The 22,421-nt window shown below is 68.2% G+C and carries 31 protein-coding genes; 25 read left to right on the forward strand and 6 right to left on the reverse strand.

Annotation, left to right across the window (positions count from 1 at the left end):
• Positions 1–157: 157 nt before the first annotated feature.
• The 9 genes from ACFVXC_RS35090 (at position 158) to ACFVXC_RS35130 (ending at position 8,942) form a co-directional block, all read left to right on the forward strand.
• Complete coding sequence (locus ACFVXC_RS35090) at positions 158–493, forward strand: hypothetical protein (RefSeq protein WP_384277646.1); 336 nt, start codon at positions 158–160, stop codon at positions 491–493.
• Positions 494–647: 154 nt separating this feature from the next.
• Positions 648–1,061, forward strand: a complete 414-nt coding sequence (locus ACFVXC_RS35095) for a hypothetical protein (RefSeq protein WP_384277644.1) — start codon at positions 648–650, stop codon at positions 1,059–1,061.
• A gap of 47 nt (positions 1,062–1,108) precedes the next feature.
• Entirely contained in the window at positions 1,109–1,333 is a 225-nt protein-coding gene (locus ACFVXC_RS35100; protein WP_384277641.1) for a hypothetical protein, read from the forward strand.
• A 153-nt stretch (positions 1,334–1,486) separates the two neighbouring features.
• Positions 1,487–2,824, forward strand: a complete 1,338-nt coding sequence (locus tag ACFVXC_RS35105) for a hypothetical protein (RefSeq protein ID WP_384277639.1) — start codon at positions 1,487–1,489, stop codon at positions 2,822–2,824.
• 2 nt (positions 2,825–2,826) lie between these two features.
• Positions 2,827–3,729 carry a ParB N-terminal domain-containing protein gene (locus tag ACFVXC_RS35110; protein ID WP_384277636.1) on the forward strand — a complete coding sequence of 301 codons (903 nt, stop codon included), beginning with the start codon at positions 2,827–2,829 and terminating at the stop codon, positions 3,727–3,729.
• A gap of 25 nt (positions 3,730–3,754) precedes the next feature.
• On the forward strand, positions 3,755–4,288 hold the full coding sequence (locus tag ACFVXC_RS35115; protein ID WP_384277634.1) for a hypothetical protein: 534 nt from the start codon (positions 3,755–3,757) through the stop codon (positions 4,286–4,288).
• Positions 4,285–5,778 (forward strand): terminase large subunit domain-containing protein, encoded by a 1,494-nt coding sequence (locus ACFVXC_RS35120; protein WP_384277632.1) that lies wholly within the window; start codon positions 4,285–4,287, stop codon positions 5,776–5,778. The genes ACFVXC_RS35115 and ACFVXC_RS35120 overlap by 4 nt, the downstream gene beginning before the upstream one ends.
• A 789-nt stretch (positions 5,779–6,567) precedes the next feature.
• Positions 6,568–7,059 (forward strand): DUF6624 domain-containing protein, encoded by a 492-nt coding sequence (locus tag ACFVXC_RS35125; protein WP_384277629.1) that lies wholly within the window; start codon positions 6,568–6,570, stop codon positions 7,057–7,059.
• 95 nt (positions 7,060–7,154) lie between these two features.
• Positions 7,155–8,942: a hypothetical protein gene (locus ACFVXC_RS35130; RefSeq protein WP_384277627.1), complete on the forward strand. Its 1,788-nt coding sequence runs from the start codon at positions 7,155–7,157 to the stop codon at positions 8,940–8,942.
• A 29-nt stretch (positions 8,943–8,971) separates the two neighbouring features.
• On the opposite strand, the gene ACFVXC_RS35135 is transcribed toward ACFVXC_RS35130, so the two are convergent.
• A complete protein-coding gene (locus tag ACFVXC_RS35135) occupies positions 8,972–10,024 on the reverse strand; it encodes a nitrilase-related carbon-nitrogen hydrolase (protein ID WP_384277625.1) in 1,053 nt (350 codons plus the stop codon).
• 55 nt (positions 10,025–10,079) lie between these two features.
• Positions 10,080–10,220: a hypothetical protein gene (locus ACFVXC_RS35140; RefSeq protein ID WP_384277623.1), complete on the reverse strand. Its 141-nt coding sequence runs from the start codon at positions 10,218–10,220 to the stop codon at positions 10,080–10,082.
• A 182-nt stretch (positions 10,221–10,402) separates the two neighbouring features.
• Between ACFVXC_RS35140 and ACFVXC_RS35145 the strand changes: the two genes are divergently transcribed.
• The 5 genes from ACFVXC_RS35145 to ACFVXC_RS35165 all read left to right on the forward strand — a co-directional run bounded on the left by ACFVXC_RS35145 (position 10,403) and on the right by ACFVXC_RS35165 (position 13,405).
• Positions 10,403–11,110: a hypothetical protein gene (locus ACFVXC_RS35145; RefSeq protein ID WP_384277621.1), complete on the forward strand. Its 708-nt coding sequence runs from the start codon at positions 10,403–10,405 to the stop codon at positions 11,108–11,110.
• A 108-nt stretch (positions 11,111–11,218) separates the two neighbouring features.
• Complete coding sequence (locus tag ACFVXC_RS35150; RefSeq protein ID WP_384277619.1) at positions 11,219–11,635, forward strand: head decoration protein; 417 nt, start codon at positions 11,219–11,221, stop codon at positions 11,633–11,635.
• A 14-nt stretch (positions 11,636–11,649) separates the two neighbouring features.
• Complete coding sequence (locus ACFVXC_RS35155) at positions 11,650–12,699, forward strand: major capsid protein (RefSeq protein ID WP_384277616.1); 1,050 nt, start codon at positions 11,650–11,652, stop codon at positions 12,697–12,699.
• Positions 12,699–12,998, forward strand: coding sequence for a hypothetical protein (locus ACFVXC_RS35160; protein WP_384277614.1), 300 nt, complete (start codon positions 12,699–12,701; stop codon positions 12,996–12,998). The genes ACFVXC_RS35155 and ACFVXC_RS35160 overlap by 1 nt, the downstream gene beginning before the upstream one ends.
• A gap of 71 nt (positions 12,999–13,069) precedes the next feature.
• Positions 13,070–13,405, forward strand: a complete 336-nt coding sequence (locus ACFVXC_RS35165; RefSeq protein ID WP_384277612.1) for a hypothetical protein — start codon at positions 13,070–13,072, stop codon at positions 13,403–13,405.
• Positions 13,406–13,508: 103 nt separating this feature from the next.
• On the opposite strand, the gene ACFVXC_RS35170 is transcribed toward ACFVXC_RS35165, so the two are convergent.
• Complete coding sequence (locus tag ACFVXC_RS35170; protein ID WP_389914292.1) at positions 13,509–13,727, reverse strand: DUF397 domain-containing protein; 219 nt, start codon at positions 13,725–13,727, stop codon at positions 13,509–13,511.
• A gap of 6 nt (positions 13,728–13,733) precedes the next feature.
• Positions 13,734–14,630, reverse strand: coding sequence for a helix-turn-helix domain-containing protein (locus tag ACFVXC_RS35175; protein WP_384277609.1), 897 nt, complete (start codon positions 14,628–14,630; stop codon positions 13,734–13,736).
• 279 nt (positions 14,631–14,909) lie between these two features.
• On the opposite strand from ACFVXC_RS35175, the gene ACFVXC_RS35180 reads away from it, so the two are divergent.
• The 11 genes from ACFVXC_RS35180 (at position 14,910) to ACFVXC_RS35230 (ending at position 20,662) form a co-directional block, all read left to right on the forward strand.
• The gene (locus ACFVXC_RS35180; protein WP_384277607.1) at positions 14,910–15,392 is read left to right on the forward strand and encodes an ATP-binding protein; all 483 of its coding nucleotides are present in this window, start codon (positions 14,910–14,912) and stop codon (positions 15,390–15,392) included.
• Positions 15,389–15,880 (forward strand): DUF6415 family natural product biosynthesis protein, encoded by a 492-nt coding sequence (locus ACFVXC_RS35185; RefSeq protein WP_384277605.1) that lies wholly within the window; start codon positions 15,389–15,391, stop codon positions 15,878–15,880. The genes ACFVXC_RS35180 and ACFVXC_RS35185 overlap by 4 nt, the downstream gene beginning before the upstream one ends.
• Positions 15,864–16,217, forward strand: a complete 354-nt coding sequence (locus tag ACFVXC_RS35190; protein WP_384277602.1) for a hypothetical protein — start codon at positions 15,864–15,866, stop codon at positions 16,215–16,217. The genes ACFVXC_RS35185 and ACFVXC_RS35190 overlap by 17 nt, the downstream gene beginning before the upstream one ends.
• 59 nt (positions 16,218–16,276) lie before the next feature.
• On the forward strand, positions 16,277–16,864 hold the full coding sequence (locus tag ACFVXC_RS35195) for a DUF6624 domain-containing protein (protein ID WP_384277601.1): 588 nt from the start codon (positions 16,277–16,279) through the stop codon (positions 16,862–16,864).
• The gene (locus ACFVXC_RS35200) at positions 16,861–17,265 is read left to right on the forward strand and encodes a DUF6415 family natural product biosynthesis protein (protein WP_384277599.1); all 405 of its coding nucleotides are present in this window, start codon (positions 16,861–16,863) and stop codon (positions 17,263–17,265) included. The genes ACFVXC_RS35195 and ACFVXC_RS35200 overlap by 4 nt, the downstream gene beginning before the upstream one ends.
• A 37-nt stretch (positions 17,266–17,302) precedes the next feature.
• A complete protein-coding gene (locus tag ACFVXC_RS35205; RefSeq protein WP_384277597.1) occupies positions 17,303–17,431 on the forward strand; it encodes a hypothetical protein in 129 nt (42 codons plus the stop codon).
• 48 nt (positions 17,432–17,479) lie between these two features.
• Positions 17,480–17,683 (forward strand): DUF5999 family protein, encoded by a 204-nt coding sequence (locus ACFVXC_RS35210; protein WP_384277595.1) that lies wholly within the window; start codon positions 17,480–17,482, stop codon positions 17,681–17,683.
• A 101-nt stretch (positions 17,684–17,784) separates the two neighbouring features.
• Positions 17,785–18,240, forward strand: coding sequence for a DUF6082 family protein (locus ACFVXC_RS35215; protein ID WP_384277593.1), 456 nt, complete (start codon positions 17,785–17,787; stop codon positions 18,238–18,240).
• Positions 18,241–18,464: 224 nt separating this feature from the next.
• Complete coding sequence (locus tag ACFVXC_RS35220; RefSeq protein ID WP_384277590.1) at positions 18,465–18,893, forward strand: hypothetical protein; 429 nt, start codon at positions 18,465–18,467, stop codon at positions 18,891–18,893.
• 93 nt (positions 18,894–18,986) lie between these two features.
• Positions 18,987–19,772, forward strand: a complete 786-nt coding sequence (locus ACFVXC_RS35225) for a class I SAM-dependent DNA methyltransferase (protein ID WP_384277588.1) — start codon at positions 18,987–18,989, stop codon at positions 19,770–19,772.
• Entirely contained in the window at positions 19,769–20,662 is an 894-nt protein-coding gene (locus tag ACFVXC_RS35230) for a hypothetical protein (RefSeq protein WP_384277585.1), read from the forward strand. Before ACFVXC_RS35225 ends, ACFVXC_RS35230 begins: the two co-directional genes overlap by 4 nt.
• A 39-nt stretch (positions 20,663–20,701) precedes the next feature.
• Here the strand turns inward: ACFVXC_RS35230 and ACFVXC_RS35235 are convergent, their stop codons facing one another.
• On the reverse strand, positions 20,702–21,187 hold the full coding sequence (locus ACFVXC_RS35235) for a hypothetical protein (protein WP_384277583.1): 486 nt from the start codon (positions 21,185–21,187) through the stop codon (positions 20,702–20,704).
• A 210-nt stretch (positions 21,188–21,397) separates the two neighbouring features.
• On the reverse strand, positions 21,398–22,420 hold the full coding sequence (locus ACFVXC_RS35240; RefSeq protein ID WP_384277580.1) for a protein-L-isoaspartate O-methyltransferase: 1,023 nt from the start codon (positions 22,418–22,420) through the stop codon (positions 21,398–21,400).
• Position 22,421 lies beyond the last annotated feature (1 nt).

Consider the following 22,421-nt stretch of genomic DNA (forward strand, 5'->3'; position numbering starts at 1 on the left):
GCCCGGTATCCGGGCCGCGCCCACGCTTTTACCAGAGGCGCCGGGATTGCGGAATTCAGGAAAATTAATTCAGGGTGAATGTGTACCTAGCTCAGTAATTCCAATAAGATATAAGTACAGCAAAGGGAATTAACCCAGAGAATGGAGCAGGGGCGTCATGGATTACACCTACGAATTCCACGAGACGGTCTACGAGCCCACTATGTACGGCCCCAAGGACAACAGCACTCGGATAGCACTGGATTTCGCAAGCAACAGCCGGGAGACCTCGCGCATCCTGAGTGAGGCCAGCCGGAAGCTCGCAGAAGCGGTCCGGGATCTGACGCTGGCCATCGGTGAGGGCCAGTCCTTCAAGACCATCGGAGACCATCAGGAGGAGTACCAGACGGCGCTCCGGGAGTTCGAGGGCCTGCACCGCAAATGGGTCACTCAGGCCACCACTGCCCGCATGGTGTTCCACGACTACTGGACAGACGACCAGAGCCAGGACTGACACGGGCCGGGCCCGCAGGGGGCGAATCCCTGCGGGCCCGGTGCCGCTCAGGTCTACGAGGACCTGAGCGGGTGGCACCGAAGGAACCCGGGCCTGCCGGCGGCGGCGCCGCCGAGTGCGCCCGGCAGCCGAGCAGCACGAAAGGAACAGCTGCGTGATAACCCTGTTCACCAACCAAATCCAGGCGTTCCAGCCCCCGCAAGGGGTTCCGGTACGGATCACCCTGGGCGGCGTCCGCTTCAAGCTCCCCTACTCCCTCACTCACTCGGTGCGGGAGCTCGCGCCGCGTCGGGACTACCTCTCCGCGCCGGTGCCCGAGTTCACGGCGGCATACAGGGCCGACCTCGACCAGCTCGGCCCCGAGCGAATCGCCGCGCGGCTCCAGCAGATTGCGGAGGCCGAGGGTGATCACCGCCTCGTTCTGCTCTGCTTCGAGGATCTGACCAAGCCGAGCCTGTGGTGCCACCGCACGGTGTTCGCCTCCTGGTGGAAGGATCGCACCGGGGACGAGGTGCGGGAGCTGTCCCCCATGGCGGATGGTGGCTTCCAGCAGGGCACCCTACTGTGAGCGGTGCTGGCGCAGTTCAGAGCGAAGCGCGAGCGGGGAGGAACGTGATGAGGGACCTGAAAGCCGTCGAGCCTGGCTCCAAGATCGAGGTGAGGCTTCGGGGGCATGAGGACATCGCGGACGGCGTGTACCCGGCACAGGTGGACGTCGTTTTCGATGATCACCTCATGGTCTGGGTGGAACCCAGCGGTGAGGACGACGGGTTCGCTGTCGCAGTGATGGAGGCTGACGACTCCGGAGTGTGGTTCTGGAGCAAGCTCCCGACCGGCTGAAGTCCCTTGTCGAGATCGCGTGACAGAAGGTTCCGTCACACCAAAAGATAGGTGACATGATTTCAAGGGGCTCTGCGCTCCTTGTGTCAGGTTCCAGCGCAGCGCCCGGCCCGGCATCCCGCCGAGGCCGGGCGTTGCCGTTTAGGAGGACGGATGTTCCAGGGCACCATCCCGGGCCCCATGCGCTCCATCGTGCGCGAGACCGCCAGTCAGTGGCCGAGCGGCGCGGAGGTGTACGTCCCGTGCTGCGGCAACTTCACCATCGAGCGCAGCATCGCGGGCATGGGCTTCGCCCTCCACTCCTCGGACGTGTCCATCTACACCAGCGCGGTCGGCCGTTGGCTCACCCGGCAGCCGGTCGGCATCCAGCTCCGCGACGAGAGCAGAGACGAACTCGGCTGGCTCGCGGACTCCTTGGACGATGGCGTCGGCACGGTCGCGGCGATGATGCTCGGCACCCGGTTCCTTGCCAGCGTCGGCCGCGAAGGGCTGTGGCACGAACGGGTCGTGCGCTCCTACCGGGAGCAGTGGAAGGCCAAGCACGCGGAGACGGTCGAGCGGCTGTCCGGTTCGGACGTCGAACTGGCCTCGTACCAGGTGGAGGACGTGCGCTCCTGGCTCCAGAAGGTCCCTGGCGATGCTCCGGTGTGCTCCTTCCCTCCCTTCTACGGCGGCGGCTACGAGAAGCTGTACGAACCGCTGGAAGCCCACTTCACCTGGGACGCGCCCCAGTACGAGCCGCTATCCGACGACGACGTGGTCAGCGTGCTCGGTGCGATCACGGACCGGCCGTACTGGCTGACGGCCTCCAACCACCACGTCCCCGAGCTGGACGAGTACCTGCGCGGGGTGATCAAGGCGACGCCGCGCGCCGCTCCCTTCTACGTGTACGCCAGCGAGGCCCGGACGAGGATCGTCGCCCCGCGCCAGGCGATCGAACCGGTGAAGGCTCCCCGCCTGCGCCAGGGTGACGAACTGGTGGGCCCGCTTCGGCTGTCGCTGCTGAAGCCGGGCCAGTTCAATGCGCTGCGCTCCCGGTACCTGAACCCGAAGATCGCGCCGGGTGCGGCGAACCTGGCCGTCGCGGTGAAGGACGGCGGTGGACGGGTGCTGGGCGTGTTCGCGATGGCTCCGAGCACGTTCACGCCGGACGAGGTCTACGTGCTCAGTGACTTCGCTGTCGCGCCGACCGACTACCCGAGGCTGTCGAAGCTGATCGTGCTGGCGGCCACGAGCAGCGAGGCGCAGTTGCTGTGTCAGCGGTCGTTCTCGCGGCGGATCCGGCGGGTGGCGACGACGGCGTTCAGCAACAACGCGGTGTCGATGAAGTACCGAGGGCTGCTGCGGCTGAACAAGCGCAGCCCGTCGAACGAGGAGGGCTGGAAGTTCCAGCTCCAGTACCAGGGGGCCATGGGCCAGCACTCGCTGGCCGAGGCCCTTGAGATGTGGGCGAAGCGGTGGGGCGCTCCAACGACGAAGGATGGAGTCTGACCATGGAGGAGACCAACCGGCTTGCCCCGCCGCAGATGGTGGAGGGCGATCCGCGCACGCTGACACTGCTGGATGTGAACGCGCGGTTCTTGCCGCACGAGCAGTTCCGGCAGCTAGTGGCGAACATCGAGCGCGACGGGCACCTGACTTCCACGCCCCTGGTGTGGAACGACCGCGAGTCGGGGCGGCTGGTGGTCCTGTCGGGGAATCACCGCACGCTCGCCGCGATCGAGGCCGGCCTGCCGACGATCTGGTGGATGCAGATAGACGAGCCGCTGGCCCGCCAGCGACAGATCGCGCTCCAGCTCTCGCACAACGCGATTGCGGGCCAGGACGATCCGGCGATCCTCAAGGAGCTGTACGACGAGCTGGAGAACGTGGAGTGGCGGCAGTACACGGGCCTGGACGACAAGGCTCTGGACCTGCTGGAGAAGGTCGACGTGGCCAGCCTGGGTGAGGCGAACCTCGACTTCGCCAGCGTGCAGTTCATGTTCCTGCCCGATGAGCTGGAGCGGGCGGAGGCCGCGTTCGACGCGGCGCGGTCGGCGGCAACTGCGGATGAGCGGTGGGTGGCCGGGCTGGAGCAGTACGAGCCGGTGCTTGATGCGCTGGAGACGTCCCGGGCCGCGTACAAGATCGGCAACAGTGCGACGGCGCTCGGCGTGATCCTGGCGGTGTTCGAGCGGCACCTGTCCGAGCTGGCAGAGGGCTGGTTCGACGCAGCGACCGGTGAACCGATCCGGGCAGGGACGGCGCCGCTGGAGAGCGTGTTCGGGGTGCGGGACGTGCCGGTGGAGACGGCGGCCGTCGTACGGGCGGCCATCGACCGGATGGTGCGGGACGGCACCGTGCCCGCCGACGAGCCATGGCGGGCGCTCGAAGTCCTCGCCGCACAGAGCAACTAGACGGCCGTCGGCCAGGAGGTGAGCGGTGGCCGAGGGCACCGTGGAGTCCTGGGAGCGGCAGGGTGGGGAGTCGGTCCAGGCGTTTGAGGCGTTCGCTGTGTACCGCGATCTCGGCCCGGGGCGCAGTGTCACGAAGGTGGCACGGGAGTTGGATAAATCCCGCGCGCTGGTGGGCCGGTGGTCGCGGCAGTTCGCATGGGTGCTGCGGGCGACGGCGTACGACCGTGAGCAGGACCGGCTGTTCCTGGCTGAGCAGGCGCAGGCGCGTAAGGAAATCGCCCGCAGGCACGCGAAGTTGGCGCAGGCCGTACAGAGCAAGGCCGTGGCCCGGCTCCAGGCGCTAGACCCGCGTGAGCTGTCGCCGTCGGACCTGCTGCGCTACATCCAGGTCGCGGCGGAGATCGAGCGCCGGGCTGTGGGTGAGGCACCCGTGGTCGGGTCGGTCGAGGACCGGGACCAGGGGGCGGACGTGGCTTCGCTGTCGGACGAGGAGCGGCGGGCGCGGATGGATCAGCTGCGCCGGGAGCTGGAGCGCCGGTTGTCGGAGGGCGCGCAGTGAGCCGGGGTCGGGCCAAGCGCCGGATGGTCGAGCAGTTCGCGGACCCGTCGGTGATGAGCGAGGAGCAGCTGAAGGCGGAGGTTGCGGCCCTGGTGCGGGCTGATGAGTTGTCGGCGCGGCGGTGGGCGTGTGAGGTCCCGGAGTGCGACGGGCTGCCTCACGCGGGGTGGCGGCACCATCATGCCCGTGCGGCGCAGCGGCGGCCCCTGTGGCTGTGGACGGTGTGGATGCTGCTCACCGGCCGTGGGTGGGGGAAGTCGCGGACGGCGGCGGAGGCGGTGTGGGAGTGGGCGAAGACGCCGGGGTCGCAGATCGCGGTAGTGGCGAGGAACGCGACGCTGGTGCGGGACATCTGCTTCGACTCCCCGAAGTCCGGTCTGCTGTCGGTGATCCCGCCGGAAGAGGTCGTGAAGTACAAGTCGTCGTTGGGTGAGACGACGCTGTTGCTGAAGAACGGGACGTTGATCCGTGGGTTCGGTGCGGAGACGCCGGACAACCTCCGTGGCTGGGCGTTCGACAAGGCGTGGCTGGATGAGTACGCGGCCTGGTCGCGGCACACCGCGCAAGAGGTCTACGACATGGTCTGGTTCTGCCTGCGTGAGGCGGAGTTGCCGCAGGTCGTGATCTCGACGACGCCGAAGCCACTGCCGCACGTGAAGCGGCTGGTCGAGCGTGGCCGTACGCAGGAGAAGCGGCATCGGGAGGGCGGGGAGCCGCCTCGGGTGGTGCTGACGCGCGGGCACATGCGGGAGAACGACGCGAACCTGTCGGCAGCGGCGCGGGCCGAGCTGGAAGAGGACTACGCCGGCACCCGGCTGGGGCGGCAGGAGCTGTCGGGTGAACTGCTGGAGGACGTGGAGGGTGCGCTGTGGAAGGGCTGGATGCTGGAGGTCGAGGGCTTCCGGCCTCGGCCTGAGCATCTGCCGGACTTGCAGCGGGTGGTGGTGGCTGTGGACCCGGCGACCAAGAGCCATGAGAACGCGGACATGACAGCCTTCACCGTGGCCGGGCGCGGGTTTCCGGTGGAGAGCATGTTTGGGGACGACCGGCCCCGCGGGTATCTGCTGCACGCCGAGCAGGACCGGCACACGCCGACGCAGGCGATGAAGCGGGCCGCGCAGCTGTACCACGAGCATCGTGCGGACTGTGTGGTCATCGAGGCGAACAACGGCGGTGACTACCTGCCAGCACTGCTGGAGCAGGTGGACCCGACGGTGAACTGGCGAATCGTTCATGCGACTCGGGGGAAGAGGGCGCGGGCTGCTCCGGTGGCGCAGCTGTACGAGCAGGTCCGGGTGTCGCACGTGGGTCCGGCGCGGGTGTTCGCGGAGCTGGAGGAGCAGATGACGACGTTCGTTGGGCAGGGTGAGACGGAGGACTCCCCGGACCTGCTCGACAGCTGCGTGTGGGCGCTGTGGGATCTGTTCCTTGATCCGACGATGCCGCCGCCGCGTGGTGCGGACGACCAACGGCTGAGCGGGCGTCGGTAGCCCCTGGTACTGCCTCGTTCCGCCCTGGATTGACCCTTATAACTTGACGCAGGCCCCCCGCTTAATTGCTTAATTGGGTTGTGACGGCGTCGTGTTACGACGGTGTCGTGTGGGCGAGGGACGCCCCCTGGTTCCATTCCTGGAGCGCCCCTCGCTGCGGCTAGTTGCCGCTACAAGAGTGGGCGATGGTGCAGATCAAGGCAGCCACCTTGACCGCAGATATCGTCCACTCGCGGCGTTGTTGGACCTTTGCCCTGTCCTCCTCTCTTTTCTCGTGCTTGCGGGGACGTGCGTGCTTGGCCACTTGTTCCTCCTTCCGGGCATGGCCGAAGGGTGGAGCACCGGGCTACGCCCAGCAGGAGGAGCAACGGCAAGCAATCTGATCCTAGGCAAGTTCGCGACAGCGCAAGCCCGTTGATGGTGCGACAGTGGGTTTTGTCCAGCCTGACGGGAAGCGAACTTGGGGAGCGGCCCGCTGGGCGGGACGGCTCGTCCTGGTGGCCATGCGAGGACGGTAGGCGCGGTGGGTGTGGCGCGGGAACCGGTTCGGGTGTGGCGACTGGCGCGCTACGGCTGGCTGAGGGCGGGGGCCGTGCGAGCTTGCTACCCCGTTCGGCGCGCTCGCGTGGGCGGGCGGGTTACTGATGGGCGGCACGGCCCCAGGGGCGCAGGCTCTCACAGTGGCAAGGGCCATTGGGGGCTGAGGTGATCCGCAGAGCCGCTGAGGCAGCGGAGGCCAGGTTGATGAACTTCCTCGGGAGGCTCCTGTGGCATGGGAGGTTGAACAGCATGAACCCTGATCTCGCTGAGGAACTGCACCACCGGGCGGAGAGAGACCAGGCTGCACGGCGCCGCTTTGTGAAGTCGCGTGATGGAGCCGAGATGGGCCGGATCGACGCTGACAACACGGCATGGCTGGAGCGGGTGATCGCGGAGTATGGGTGGCCTGGGTTCGCGCTGGTCGGTGAACGGGGGGCCGATGAAGCTTGGCTTCTTGTTCAGCACGCGGATCGTGCGCCAGCGTTTCAGCGCCAGGCGCTTGAGCTCGTGAAGGCCGCGGTCGCGGCTGGCCAGGCGCCTGCACGTCACCTTGCCTACCTCACCGACCGGGTGCTGGTCGCAGCCGGGGATCCCCAGGTGTATGGAACGCAGTACGTCCGCGATCCGGACGGCTCAAATCTGCGCCCCCAGCCGGTAGTTGACCCCGAGCGTCTCGACGAGCGGCGGGCCGCCATGGGCTTGGAATCGGCAGCAGAATACGACCGACGCATGCGCAGTTGACCTCTGTGTTCGGAGGTGAGTTCCGGGCCTCGCGGGCCGGGCCTTCCTCGGGGGCGCTTAGGCTGGCGTGACGGCGCGGGGCCGACCTTCCTGGAGTGGACGTGGGCCTGCGCCAACTCGTGATCGATGCGTGGTCTTGGCTGAACTACAAGCCCGTGATGATGGATGCGGGCCGCCCCGGCAGCCGCGCGTTCCCGGAACTCGCCAAGACGTGGATGCCGCCGCACGAGTTGCGGCGGCTGGCCGCGTACAAGGTGCTGGCGTCGTACGACAACAACCAGGCCGGGCAGCTCGCGGCGGTCGGTGGTGACGCGGGCGCGCTGGAGCGCCGGGAGCTGGGTGACGCGGCGAACCTGGTGGACACCGCGCTCGGCTACCTGCTGGGCTCGGAGCAGAAGGTCGCGGTCGAGGGGGCCGAGCACGCGGATGAGGCGACGCCGACGCCCGGTGCGGCGGAGGCCGCCGCGGTGCAGGATCGCTTGCGGAAGTGGGCGGACAAGGAGCTGCTGACGTTCCGGGTCCAGCAGGCGGAGCGGGCGGCGGTTCTGCTCGGGGACAGCGTGATGGTCCTGGCGTGGAACCCGGTCAAGCAGCGGCCGACGCTGCGGGTCTACGATCCGGGGTTCTTCTTCCCGCAGTGGGATGACGAGGACGACGACTTCCCGACCAGGGTGCACTTGGCGTGGGAGCTGCCGGCGGACGACGACGCCGGGCTGAAGGCTCGGGTGCGCCGGGTGACGTACGAGCTGGGGCCGATCTCCGAGGACGTCGAGGCAGACGTCGAGGCAGAGGGCGGGGACGGTTCGGCGGGGGCGCGGACGTATCCGTGGGAGCCGGGCCGGGCGTCCAACCTGACGTGCTACCTCACGGACGCGGAATGGCTGCTGGAGGACCTGAAGAACGGCGAGACGCTGGACCGGCTGCCGGTACACAAGGCCGCGTACCGCGTGCGGCCGGACGGCACGGAGCTGAACCGGCTGGACCTGATGATCGACTTTGTGCCGGTGGTGCACATCGCGAACACGATCCCGGACGGCGGAGAGCACTGGGGCCGTTCGGTGCTCGCGCGGGTTCTGCAGGCGCTCGACGAACTCGCGGCCACCGACTCCGACAGCTCGGCGGCGTCTGCGACGACGGGTACGCCGATCATCGGTCTCGCGGGGGCGCGGCTGCCGGTGGACCGGGCGACGGGTAAGCCGCAGGAGCTCCAGGTGAAGGCGGGGGCGGTGTGGCAGCTCGGGGAGACCGGGCGGATGGACGCGCTGGACACGTCGCCGCAGTTGGCGGAGCTGCGAGCCAGGGTGGATCACCTGCTGGAGCGGATCGCGGCGAACAGCCGGGTGACGGCGGCCGGGCTGGGGACGCTGGATGCCACGGAGGTGCCGTCCGGGTACGCGCTGAAGCTGGCGCTGGGGCCGCTGGATGCGTTGATCGGGATGATGCGGCTCGCCAGGGAGCACAAGTACCGGCTGCTGTTCAAGATGGTGCAGCGGCTGTACCAGGCCGGCCGGGCGGAGGGCTGGACGGCTGGGGAGACGCTGCCCGCGCGGCTGGCGTGGTCGCCGCACACGCCGACGGACCGGGCGGCGGTATTGGAGGAGGTCGTGTCGGCGTACGGGGCCGGGGTCCTGAGCTTGGAGACGGCCGTCGCGATGCTGGTGGAGGCCGGGTATCCCATCAAGGACGCGTCGCAGGAGGTGGAGCGGATCCGGGCGAAGGCGGAGCAGGAGGCCGCCTCACGGATGGCGGAGGCCGCTGCTCGGCGCGGGCCTGATGAGGACGAGGAGGAGGGCCAGGAGGAGGACGACGGTCCGGGTGCGGGGGGTGGGAAGAAGCCGGTGGGCCAGGAGAAGGAGCGGGAGCCGGTGGCGGCGGGCCGGTGACGCGGCCCCCCGGGGGTGCGTGAACGGGGTCAGTGCCAGATACCGCGGGTGCGCATCAGCTCGATCTGGGGTTCGGTGACGTGCTCGCGGTACTCGGCGTGGTTGTACGGCGGGCGGTCGGCGTAGAGGTTCGCCGGGTAGATGGGCTGCGCGTACAGGGTGGCGTACAGCTCGGTGCGCAGGTCCTTGGTCCAGTTCGTCCATGCGGCGGTGGTGCGCTGTCGGCGGAGGGCGGGCAGGTCGATGGTGGCGGTGACGAACGAGGCGACGCCGCCGTGGTCGAGGTGGCCGATGGTGCGGCCGGTGTGGTCGGTGATGGTGGAGTGGCCGCCGAAGAAGTCGGTGCGCTGGCCGTCGGCGCCGGTGTAGGAGGCCGGGTTGGGAGCGAGGACGTACATGGTGTTGTCGAGGGCGCGGGCCCGGTTTTGGATGTCGAAGGCGTCGGAGGCGACGCCGGGCAGCGGGTAGCTGGTGCGGTAGGCGATCTCGCATCCGCCGAGGGCGAGGCCGCGGGCGTTCTCCGGATAGCTGGCCTCGTTGGCCATCATGACGCCGAGGCGGCCGATGGGGGTGTCGGCGACGGGCCAGAACGCGTCGGGCCCGTGCCCGTAGAGGCGGGTCCACTGGTCGAGGACGTCGTGCGGGCTGAGGCTGTGTTCCATCGGGGGGAGCGGGGCGAGCTTGTAGTGGCGCAGGATGACTTGTCCGGCCGGGTCGATGACGAAGCCGACGTTGAAGTACCGGTCGGGGAAGGCGCGGTGGAGCGCCTTGGCCTGCGCCATCACGAAGACGTTGAACTCGCGGGCCCAGCGGCCGAGTTCTTCGGTCTCCGCGCCGGACAGTCTGATCGCGCAGGTGCGGGCGTAGGTGGCGTGGTCGAGGTCGTGGATCTCGTCGGTGAAGCCCTGGAGCGCACCCTCGGGCAGGACGACCAGGCGCACGGGGTGATCGAGGCCGCCCATGGAGACGGCGGTCCGGGTGAGGGCGTACAGGTGGTCGAGGTTGACGGCGATGTCGTCGCGGTCCTGGATCTCGGTGATGTCCGGGATGAGCCCGACGGCGGTGTACGGGTTGATGGTCATGGGGCGTGGCCTCCTTGTTCGACGCCATCTTGTGGGGGCGGTCGGACAGGGCTCCTCAGCGTGGGTTCGATATGAGGAGGGATGCCAATCCGGCTTCGATGTCGAGCAGCTCTCTTAGCGCGCTCAGCAGTACGCGGTGTTCCTCACTCAGCCGATGCGTTACTTCTTCATCGCCCAACTGGCGCTCTTGGCTCATGGAAGTCCCTTCGTGGAGGAGCCCTTGGAGATGAGAGGCGGGAGAGTGCCGCAGCGTGAACCGCGAGGCTGAAGAATTTCTCGAAGCTGCGACGGCTGGGGGCTGTCGGACAGGACCTGTGGCCGTGTCGGCGCAGGTGGCTACACTGATCGGCAGCGCGGGGGCGCGCACTGGAGGAATGTATGGTCCGGCCCCTGCCGCCTCGCCGTCCTGTCGGCCACCGCCGTGACGGGCGGCCGATCTTCCCGATCCTCGGGGCCTCGTCGGAGGACGAGACGAACGACCAGCTCGATGACGCCCCGGACGACGGTGGCACGGATCAGCAGGTCACGGTCACCCAGGACCGGTTGGGGAAGATGCTCACCCGGGAGAAGGCGCAGGGCGAACGAGCCGCGATCAAGCGCCTGTTGTCCACGCTCGGGTTCGACAATCCGAAGGCGTTGACGGAGTTCGTCTCCAGCCAGCGGGAGGCCGAGCAGGCCGCGCTGTCGGAGGTGGAGCGCCGCGAGCAGATAGCCCAGGAGCGGGAGTTGCAGGCGGCGCGCCGTGAGGAGCTGGCTGCCGAACGTGAGCGGGCTGCGCTCCGACGGGCCGCGCTGGTGGCACTCGGCGCCGAGGGCGATGACCTGGTGGACGCCGAACGTCTGCTGGCCGTTGACGACGAGGACGCGGACGAGGCGCAGTTCCAGGCGGCGGCCGAGGCCCTGCGCGCCAGGCGTCCGGAGCTGTTCGGTGAGGTGCGGACCCCGGTGCCGGCGGCCCCTGCGGGCGCACCGGCCGGGCGCGGCCCTGCCCGTACGACCCCGGTGGCCAAGCCTGGTGCGGCCGGGCTGGAGATGGCCAAGCGCCGGGGCCTGATCGCAGAGTTCAGCGACTCCACCGCCCGGTAGATCCCGGGCCCAGATCTTGGGGGACCACGCCCCCTTCGACTCCGTGGACGGCATCGCCTCCGTGGGCGGTGTGCGGACTATCACCGCAGCGTCCATGGAGACACGCACATGTCCATCCAGCCCGTATCCAAGTCCGAGTACACGACCGCCAACCGCGAGTGGCTGGCGTCCCTGCACGGCACCGACTCCGTCGACACGATCACCCTCGACCTGAACCTGTTCTGCGAGGGCACGCACTACGTGTGCGGCGACGGCTGCGAGCCGTACGGCCGGGTGTACTCCGGTGTGCCGGTCGGCAGGGTCGCAGAGTCCGGCCTGTACGGGCCGTACGACCCCGAGGCCCACTGCGGCCGTCAGATCCTGCGCGGATTCGTGATCGCTGAGGCCCCGTTCGCGCCGGGACAGACGCGGGTTCCGGCCGCGCTGCTGTGGCACGGCGCGGTGAAGGCGTCGAAGGTGCCGGGCGGCATCGACGTGTCCGAGCTCGTGTGGCACCCGCGTGCCGCTCAGATCCGCTTCGTCTGAGCGGGGGCTGAGCTGTGACGATTCAGGACCTGCTCAAGGACGTCTCTGTCGTGGACCTGACGACGTTCGCCAGGGCGATCCCGACACCGAAGGATTTCCTCCTCACCCAGACGATCTTCCCGACCGTCGAGATGCGGGAGGTGAAGTGGCGCACGAAGGACTCCGGCCGGTACGTCAACGTCGCCAAGTACCGGGCGTTCAACGCCAGCGTGCCGTTCGCGACCCGTGAGGCGTGGCAGACGTCCCGTGAGGGCGCGCTGCCCCCGCTGGGGCAGAAGCTCGTGGTCTCCGAGCAGGAACAGATCCTGCTGGAGGCGTCGCACGGATCGGATCAGGACCGGCTGATCGAGCTGCTGTATGACGATGTGGAGCGTCACGTCGAGGCAGTCCGGTCGCGGCTGGAGCTGGCGGCCGGTGACGTGCTCAGCGACGGCAAGTTCTCGCTGGAGCAGGAGAACGGGCTGACGCTGGAGGTGGATTGGAACGTCCCGGTCGAGAACCGGCCGGTCGCCCCGCGGCCGTGGTCGGACCCGGCCTCCGACCCGATCGCGGACGAGCAGCGGTGGATCCAGCAACTGGACGACATCGGCGCTCCGGAACCGGAGTTGGTGATCACCAGCCGCAAGGCGTTCTCGTACCTGGCGGCGAACAACGCCTACAGGGCGGCGTACTACGGGTCGGTGTCCCCGTCGACCACGCCGACGGCGACGCTCACCCCGCAGCAGATCAACGTGGTGCGCGGCAACTACAGCCTGCCGCCGATCACGTTCTACAAGGCGCAGGTCCGTGTCGACGGCAAGCCCCGCAAGGTGCTGCCCGAGGACCTGTGGATTCTGGTGCCGCCGGAGCGGGAGAAGTGGGCGCAGACCATGTACGGGGTCACGGCGGAGGCCCTGGTCCTGTCGCGCGGGACGAACCCGGAGATCATCCGCGAGGACGCTCCCGGCCTGATCATCACCCGTGGTGTGCAGGATGACCCGGTGCAGATCTGGACCAAGGGCGCTGCGGTCGGGATGCCGGTCATGCACACCCCGGACGCGCACATCGTGGCGAAGGTCCTGTGATGGCGGGCCGCGGGCGGCTGAAGGCCGCGGTGTACGTACAGGACCCGTCCACCCGGGAGGAGCTGATCCTCCTGCCGGGCGAGTGCCCGGAGCCGGAGGTGGCTGTGCTGATCACCAACCCGGACGCGTGGGCGGAGTCGCCGGGTGACGGCGACGAGGCTGATGTGCCGGTCTCGGTGGAGAAGGAGGAGCCGTCCGGGAGCAAGGACGACGGCCACGAGGAGACGGCCGGCGCGGGCGGGGCGAAGAAGTCCCCGCCGAGGCGGGGCGGGGGCCGTTCGGCGTCCGCGTCGTCGTGACCAACTGGAGGCGGCCCGCTGCCCGGATCAGTCCGGCGGCGGGCCGTCCCGCGTGGAGCAGGGAGTAACGGGTGGACGAGTTCCAGAGGTCCTGGCTGCTGGCCCAGCTCGGCCCGGATGCGGACCCGGCCGACCTGGAGCGTCGCTACTTCCGGCTGCGGTCGGTACGCGCGGTCGCGCTGGAGGTCCTGGGCGAGCGGCGCGCGAAGCTCCTCGCTGATCCGCTGAAGGTCACCGTCGACGGCGTCGTGACGATGGACCTGGTGGAGAATCTGCGCGGCATAGAGCGGCAGATCGAACAGGTCCGTCAAGGCCCGGCCCCGGACGATCCGGATGACGATGCGGACGAGGAAGGCGGGCAGTTGATCCAGCTCGCCTGGTTGAGCCCGACTCGCCACTACCGGTAAGGCTGTGACTGTCGGACGAGTGAGGCAGGGTAGAGCACTGAGGCGTGGGCCTCCCCAAAATCCCTGGGGAGGACCACGCCGAAGTTCGTGCGGGTGTAGCTGGTCAGTTGGTCTCATCTGAGCAGGCGAGTCCCACGAACGACGCCCAGGTCCGGGGGGACAGGGCGAGAACCGGCCCCTTCTTGTTCTTGGAGTCTCGAACGTAGATCTTGCTGCTCTGGTCGGAGACCTCGATGCAGTTGTTGCCGGTGCCGTCGCTGTACGACGACTTGACCCATGCGTTCTCAGGGATCGACCCGTAGGCCGGGGTGTCGGTGTTGATGGCCTTTCATCCTTTTGCTAGTTCTTTCAGGAAATCGATGGTTTCTTCCACTCCTAGGGCTACGCCCACCATCGCGTCGAACCGTCTGGCGAAGCGGTCCACCTCGCGGGGCTTGTCCGACGTAGAGACAGCGCCCCATGCATTATCGGTCTGCACGCGAGGGGGAAGTCCGCCGAGGTTAAGGATGGTGAAGTCGTTGGTCGACCTGTAGCCGCGCCGGAAGGGCATGACCTGCAAGGAGATGTGATCCTCTCCTGCCAGGCTGATGATCTCCTGGTACTGCTCCCGCATCACCTCTTCGTCGCCGTACGGGATGCGCAGGGCGGCTTCGCCAAGGATGATCCGGAGGCGGGCAGGGTCGCGTCCTTCGGGGCGGAGCACTCGCTCCTTCCTCTGCATCCGGAGTTCGAGGTTGCGTCTCACAGACTCGGCGGTGGTGTCCTCGACGGGGCGATGCGCTTCCAGCAGCGCCTTGGCGTACCCGTTCGTTTGGAGCAGGCCGTACACCAGCGTCGGATGGTAGCCCGTGATCGTTATGGCCTCTCCTTCGAGACCGACGTAGTGAGGCATGCCTGTGGGCATGAAGCTTCGGTACTGGGTCAACCAGTCTTCCCCGGGAGCGTCCCGGTTCAGCTCGACGAGCTGTTCGATCAACTCCTGATCGGTCACGTTGTACCGCTTCAGGAGAGCCCGCTGGTTGCCGACGTTGCGACGGAAGTTGATCTCTCCGCCCTCGATGCGAGACAGCGTCGCTTCAGAAAGGCCATTGAGACCGCGGACGGCCTCCCTGCGGGTCATGCCCTTCTTCCTGTCCGCCTCGACTGGCGGGCAGTTCTCACGTAGATGCCGCATCTGCATGCCGAGTTCCAGCCGCCGGCCGGTGGGCCCGAGCTTTGCCGCCACCTGTGCACCGTCCTCATGTCGTCGTGCATGTGGGTCACCGTCGTGTGCAGAGTCTGGCACTCGCTGAGCACGCTGTGCAGTCCCCTGTGCACGTCGCTGCATAGTCCAATTTACGGTCTCGCTGAATTTTCATTGCGGACCTTGTTGCGAGCCAACGTTAGTACCCGCGACGGTAGTTCATAAGGAATCAGCGGGAGCCGGTTCGCAGGCCACGAGACGTAAGTCTCTGGCCTGAGGTGCTCCTCTCCACCGCATCCCCCCCACGAAGCCGAGGCCAACATGAGCCAGAGCACCACCACTCGCAGAAGCCCGATCCTGACGGACGGGCAGAGTATGCCCGTCCGGCCGAGGGGCGCGGATATACCGGTGGAGTCTCACGCCTTCGAGGTCGCGTTCCTTCCCGACCCGATCCGGGTGGCCGAGATGCGGCAGACGACCAAAGGCTTCCTGCGGAGGTCGGGGATCTCGGGCACCGTGGTTGACGATGTGGCCCTGGTTGTCTCCGAGTTGGTCACCAACGCAATCTGCCACGGTGACGGCGCGGTGGTTCTCAGCGTCTTGGCAGCGGGCGGTGAGCTGCGAGTTTCGGTGACCGATCAGAGTCCGGATCGGGCTGAGCTTGGGCATCCCACTGCCGAGGATATGTCCGGTCGTGGGCTACTCCTCGTTGACTCCTTCGCGCACATCTGGGGAAGCAGTGGGGAAGAGACTTGGTGTACGTTCCGCTATCCGCTGGGGGATGACGGGGCGGTGGCAGCATGACGTACGCCCCCACCAGGCTTCCGATGGAGGCGTTCGCCCCGGGTGCCCGGAGCGCCATCCGCATCCTGCAAGACGCCTTTCTTCGCGACGAGGACCTGACGGCCGACCTGGACGCCGTACTCGGTGCCTGCGCAGGCCCAACTGGTGTGGCTGGTGCCAAGCGTCAGTTGTGTCGGCAGCGCAAGCTGTTCCGTCGCCGTACCTCCGAGCCCGGAGCCGTCTCCGAGTTAGGCCGCTCCGTCACGCGCCTGGACCGAATGCTCGACCGTCTCGTGGCCATTGCCCGCGAACGCGAATGGAAACCCCCGTACCCGAGCGTCGCCGGAGCCATCGCACAGGCGGAGCGTGTACGGGCCGGGCAGATGAGGCCAGTTGGCGAGTTCGCGGCCGACCGCGCCCATCTGCGGCGCCTGGCGATGGCGGCCTCCGACCTCCTCGACCTGCTGGCCGATGACAACGTGGAGGCCAGTGATGACGCTGCCGCGTAGCTTCTGGTGCCATGTGGACTACGTCGGCCCCTCGGACGACTACCTGACCCCGCAGAGTGCGCTGACACCGTTTCCAGGCCGCGCGGTCACCTGGCTCCGCGAAGCGGCGAGGGACATCGCGCCCGGACTGGACCGTGAGTCCTTCGCGTCCGTCTGGGCCTGGCTCGGTGACCACCAAGGTGCTGGAAGGGCCGTGTACGAGCTGCGCTGTGGGCGCCCGTACGACTTCAGGCTCCAAGCAGGGGACTGCCGTTGGGCGTGGGACGCGCATCTCGTCAGCGTGCTGCCCGTCGTCGATTCATGTCTCGTAGCCGCGCCGATCAGGCAGCCGCCGTGACGACGTTCTCCACGCTCATCCACCGTCCACGTGACCGCTCTTCAGCTCGGAGCCCAACGATGACCAAGGAACCACAGCGGCCGGACATCGCCCGCGATCTCCTCGACCGCGCCGGCAAGGCGAGGGAGTACCGCAGCAAGCTCGCCCGCGCAGAACTCAGCCAGTCCGAGGCCGCGATGGGGCGACATGCGGACCACGCCAATGCCCAGATCCTGCGGCGGGTGATGGCCGACCACGGATGGCCGGGCACGAGCCTCGTCGGCGAAGAAGCGGCCGAAGGGGCATGGCAGATCGTCCTGCACGCCGACCATGTCCCGGACTTCCAGCGCCTGGCCCTGCGGGCGATGACCACTGCCGTCGAACACGGCGAGGCGACCATCCAGCAGTGGGCACACCTGCACGACCGGACCAATATCAACTCCGGCCACCCCCAGATCTACGGGACCCAGTACCGCTACGGCCCCGCCGGCGTAGAGCCTTTGCCCATCCATGAGCCGGAGAACGTCGACGCCCGCCGAGCCTCCGTCGGACTGCCCCCGATGTCGGCCGCCTTCGCAGAAGTACGGCGCCGACACCACACCCGTGAGCCGGAATCCGGCCAGGCGTACGACGAGGACGCGACGCCCGAACTGGCAGGTGCGGCATGAACGCCCGTGACGGCACCCCGGAGATCAAGGGCACGGACGCCCTCTGCGTAGAGGCGCGGGCCTTGGCCATCGAGGCCCAGGCATGGGGGACGGATGGTCATGAGCTGCCCGCGAAGGGCGAAGCGACCAGAGCCTTGGACCGACTCAATTCGTACGGGGCGGATCTGCGCGATGCGGTGAACGTGCGGTGCAGTGAGCTGCCCAAGGGGTCGGACCTGCACCTGGGCGCCCAGGTCATTCTCGGAGAAGCGGACCGTCGTCTCGGCCAGCCACCTCTGGGAGCCACGACCGAAGACGTCGTCCGGCGGGCTCAAAACCTCGCCCGTCTCGTTCACGGATTGCTCCGCGCCCTAGGCGCCGAAGCGGACACGGCGGCCCGATGCCGCGAACCCTCTGCCTGAATCCCTGGGACACCGCACCGACAACTGACCGAGAGCCATGGGCAAGACCGTAAAGATCTGCACCACGTGCGACGGAAAGCGCCAGATCAAGACCATGCAGCGAGGCAAGGCCGTCGTCATCCGCTGCCGCGACTGCAAGGGACGCGGCTACCAGAGCTCCGGCTGATCGTGCCCCGCCTTCACCCCGTACCTCACCCTGTTAGGACCAATAAGAATGTGTTCCCACCAGCCCCCGTGTCCGCCCGCCAGCGCCGCTGACCGCGAGGCCGCACAGACCCTGGCCGCCCACGCTGATCAGGGCTGGAGCTTGTTGTGTAACGGCGTCCTGCTCTTTGAGGACACTGGCGAGCTGTTGCCGAACGGCCAGGTCATTGCCCCTCACCGGCCGGGCCCGTCCGCTCACGCCGTCGCCGCGTGAACGTACACCCAGTCTTCCGTCCCTCAGCCGGTGAGGAGTGCTCCACTCCCTCGGGAGGGCGGATTTGCAGGTCCCTATCCGAACGAAAGGGCTGTTGACGAATGAAGATCACGACCGCCGTCCTCCTGGCTGGCGCAGTCACTGCCGGAGTTGGCGTTGCCCACCTCTGGCAGGCGGAGCGACACCAGCGACAGCGGAACGCGCTCTCGGCCGCCATGATTCACCAGGAGTGGCTGCGCCACGTGGACGGCAACCCCGAGCTGCAACAGCTGTGGGCGCCCGAAGACGGTTCCCTGTCAGTCGAGGAGTACAACAGGCGGACCCACGCCAACCAGCTGTTCTCCGCCCTCGCCGTGCGATACCGGGTCGGGATCCTCGACGCCGACAAGCTGCGCGTCCAGGCCCGCTGGATGATGTCTCGCGCGGTCGGCCGGGACTACTGGACGGCCTTCGCCGGGTTCCGTGAGTCGGAGGCCGGCGACAAGTTCGACCGCGGCTTCAACCGGATCATGACCGATGAGTGGCTTGCCCGCCCGGAAGTAGACGCGATCGCCTGACTCCCTGCCCCGCGCTGAGGTCTTGCGCGGGTGCGGGGGCACGACCCCGCTCGGGACGTCACGAATCCCACGGGCGGGCACAGAGCCCTGGCCGGGAGACCAATGCCGACCGCGACACGGACGGACAGGCCGCGAGCCCCGGCCAGGGCGCGCGCACCCCACACACCCTCCTCCGGGTGCAACCGGCGGAAGGGCCCACTCCACAGGAGTCACGAGGAGCACACATGCATTCTGCACTGCTCGATTCCCCTGACACGCAGGTTCGCTACCGCGTGATGACCGGCGAGGACGACGACCGCGCCCGTCGCGGTGCCAAGGAGATCGTCGGCCGCTCCGAGGTGTCCCTGTACTGCAAGGACACCGGCACCATCGAGAAGACCGTCGAGGCCCTGCGCCTGTCCGACGCCGAGCTGGTCAAGCGCCCCGAGGCGTCGAAGAAGTACGACTGGCAGTCCGTGTTCGTACAGCCCGACCCGGGCAACGCGGACGGCGGCGGCACCATCCTGTTCGGCGTCGCCTGGTACGACGAGGAGTACTTCACCGAGAAGGCCCAGGTGTACGGCGACAAGATGCACAGCCACATGTTCGGCAACCTCGGCATCACCGCGCAGGACGTGACCGTCACCCACTGGCGGGCGGCGACCGCGGCCTGAGCCGCCCCACCCGCACAGCACACCGCCAGGGCCCGGCTCCGGGACACGGAGTCGGGCCCCGGCCTTGCCGTAACGACCACATCAAGGGGAGAGATGACCGATCACACCGAGCAGGGAGCCCGCTGGGACCTCTGGGCGCCCTACTACGACCAGGACACCGCCGGACAGGACCACCAACCGGCCGCCGCGGGCCTGGCTGACCTCGCCGGTAAAGGGCCGGTGCTGGAGCTGGGCATCGGCACCGGGCGGATCGCCTTCGCTCTCGCTGAGTGGGGTGTGCCCGTCACCGGCATCGACGTCTCACCGCAGATGATCGAGCGACTCGAGGAGCGTGCCGCCCAGGACCCGCCTCGCGTCGCCGTGCGGGCTATCGCCGGAGACATGGCCCGCTTCGACCTCGGGGAACTCTTTCCCCTTATCTACGTCAGCGTCAGCACGATCTTCCTGCTGACCAGCCAGGCCGACCAGGTCGCCTGCTTCCGCAGCGCGGCCAAGCATCTGGGGCCGGAAGGCCGGTTCGTCGTCGAGGCCGCCGTTCCCTACGCCTCCGGCCTGGCCGCTGAACGGGAGCAGATGATCGTGCGCGAGATGAGCGAGGACCACCTGAAATGGTCTGCCTTCCTCCACGATGCCGCCACGCAGACCGTCCGCGCCCAGGAGGTCCGCCTCGGTACGGACGGCTTCCGGATGCTGCCCAACCTCATGCGCTACGCCCATCCCAGCGAACTCGACCTGATGGCCCAGCTCGCCGGACTGCGCCTCGACCGCCGGGCTGCGGACTGGTCGGGGCGACCATTCACCTCGACCAGCACGCACCATGTGTCCGTATATAGTCACCTGCCAGCCGACGCCGTCCTGCCGACCGGAGCGCCCGTATGACGACCATCCCCGAGCAGCTCCTCCCAGCGGCTTTCGGAACAGCGGATATCGACCGCGCATCTCTGGTCGCTGAGCGGCGCGGTACTGCCTTGTGGCGGGTGCACCTGGACGACGGCAGCCGCTATGCCCTGAAGGTGACCACCGCGTGCACAGACCCGCAGGGACACGTCGACTCCGAGCGCCTGGCGCTGGTCGAAGCGCAGCTGCTGATGGCCTTGGAACAAGACGGTGTGGTCAGTGACCTCTACCAGGCCCACGGTGCGCTGCCGGACGGTTCCGGGACCTGGCTGACGCTGCGCTGGCTGCCTGGGGAAGAGGCAGAGACCGCCTACGGCAAGCTCCGTACGACGCCCGATGACCGGACCGCTGCCCGGTACGCCGCGGCAATGGCCGGCGCGGTAGCCGACCTGCACGAGGCGGGGTGGAGGCACGGCGACATGCAGGAAGTCCACTTCATCCTGGAGGGCGACAGCGCGCACCTGCTCGACTTCGCCATGGCCCAGCCGCCCGCGCAGATCCGAATCGCCGCCCACCGTGCGCCGTACCGAGGGGCCTACGACTTCTTCATGTCCCCGGAGCTGGCCGCCCGCCGCCTCGCCACGAAGCCCTCGCAGGGCCTGGAACTGTCCACGGCCTCCGAGGTGTGGTCCCTGTGCGCGACGATCTTCGCCTGCTGGACCGGGGTCTACCCGATCAGTGAGAAGAACACCCAGCAAAGCACCCCAGCCCTCCGCGCGGAGCTTGCGCGTGGCCGCTGCCGGGACCTCACCAGCATCCGGCCGTGGCCCTTCGCGGCATTCGAAGACATCGTCATGACGGGTCTGAGCATCGACCCGTCCACACGGCCGACCGCCCGGCAGCTCCAGCACATGTTCGAGGAGCTGATGTAGCCGCTCACCGTCGGGCCCGCCGCAATCCGGTTGTGATCGTCAGGGCGTATCGACGAGCGGAGACAACTGCACGCCGAGCTGATGCTCGGGCTCGGCGTGCGGGACACCGTCCGCGCCCAGGAACAGGTAGAAGTACCGCGTCGTAAACGGCCTCGACGTTGAGGACCCGCCCTTGGTGAGGCCGCTCAGAGCGCCCGCAGAGTAGACATGCGGCAGCCAGTCGGGGCCCACGATCGCCTCCACCCATGCCCGCGCCTCCGCCGGGTCAACTGCCTGGCGAGTGCCGAGCTGCTTGTGCTGCGCGGCGATCGACAGCGTCAACACGCTCCCTGCCTGGCCCGGCCGCTCCAGGAGTACGGCCTGATCGTTGATGTCCCCGATGATGGTGAGGACGGCATGCCGGTCGGTCACCGAGCGCAGGGGGCCGAAACGGCTTACCGGGGCCAGGCCGCCGCTTCCGGCCGGGTCCGTGGAGAACAGGCCCGATCGAAAGCGTCGCAGGTCTTCCTGGTGCTTACGCAGCACAGTACGAATATCGACACACATGCCACTAACGTTACAAGCCGCCCCATAGTGTGTCGGATCACCCCGCTATTCCTCGATCGACACTGACCATGCCGACCAAGAGGCGTGGGACGGCATGATCCGCCGCTGCATCGCGCTCGAACACAGCGAAGCCCGTGGCGGCCGAGTATGGCCACACGGGCTTCGCGGAGTAGCAGGAGGTGGTTCGGCCTATCGGCTGAGCCGCAGCGCCCACCCATCCTGGCCGTCGGCCAGCTCCTGCCGGACCAGACGGGGGGTGTAGGTCTCGGGTGTGGGGCGGCCCGCGCTCTCCCACGCAGCGAGCCAGCCGCGCAGAACCTCCAGGGAGGGGCTGTCGGAGCGGTCGGCCAGGATCGTGCCGTCCTGCTGGACGACGGCCGCGGAGGTCGTCGTGGTGTGCCCGATGGCCCACAGGTCCGGGTTGAGTCCAGCCATCGTGAGGCGGTGGTCTGCGAGCGAGGCGGCGAAGGTCCGCCAGGACGGCCAGTCGATCTCCTGGCCGTACGGCTCGGTGTGCGTGTCCTTCAGGAGCCGGTCCAGGGCGGTACGGGCGCCGGTGCGCATCTGGTCGTCCTCGTCGCGCCAGGCCAGGGAGATCCAGGACGGGGACGGGACGCGGTTCTCCCAGTCCACCCACCGGCCGGGCAGGTCAAGATCACCCTTGGGTGAAGTCGTGGCCTCGATGTAGCCGCCGGTTGCCACCGACTCGACCTCGGGCTGACCTTCGCTGACCACGATCTTCGCCACGACGGTCATGTTGGGCACGGCCGCGATCGGGAGTGGCGCGACGATGATCCCCCCATCCGCCATCTGTTCCACCCATCCCTTGGGCAGGAGCGGCGGCGTGCACCAGGCCACCATCCGGTGGTACGGGGCGCGGGAGGCGAAGCCAGCAGTACCGTCCGAGTCGTGGCATTCGACGTTGAGGACGCCGCGCTCGTGGTGGATGACGGCGGCCCAGCGGGCGAGGTAGGCATCGATGTCGAGGCTGGTGACCTGCCCCGAGGGGCCAACGAGCTGGGAGAGCAGCCCGCCGGAGTAGCCGGAGCCGGTGCCGAACTCCACCACGTTCATGCCCTCGTGCACGTCGAGCGTGTTCAACTCGCGATGGATCACCAGGGGATTGGAGCGGTGAGGGGTGACGCCTCGCTCTTCATGGTGGGTGTAGTGGCGCTCAGGTACGGTCTCGGCGGCTTCGGCGACAGTGGTCACG

The sequence above is a fragment of the Streptomyces sp. NPDC058257 genome (assembly GCF_042881845.1).
Classification (GTDB): domain Bacteria; phylum Actinomycetota; class Actinomycetes; order Streptomycetales; family Streptomycetaceae; genus Streptomyces.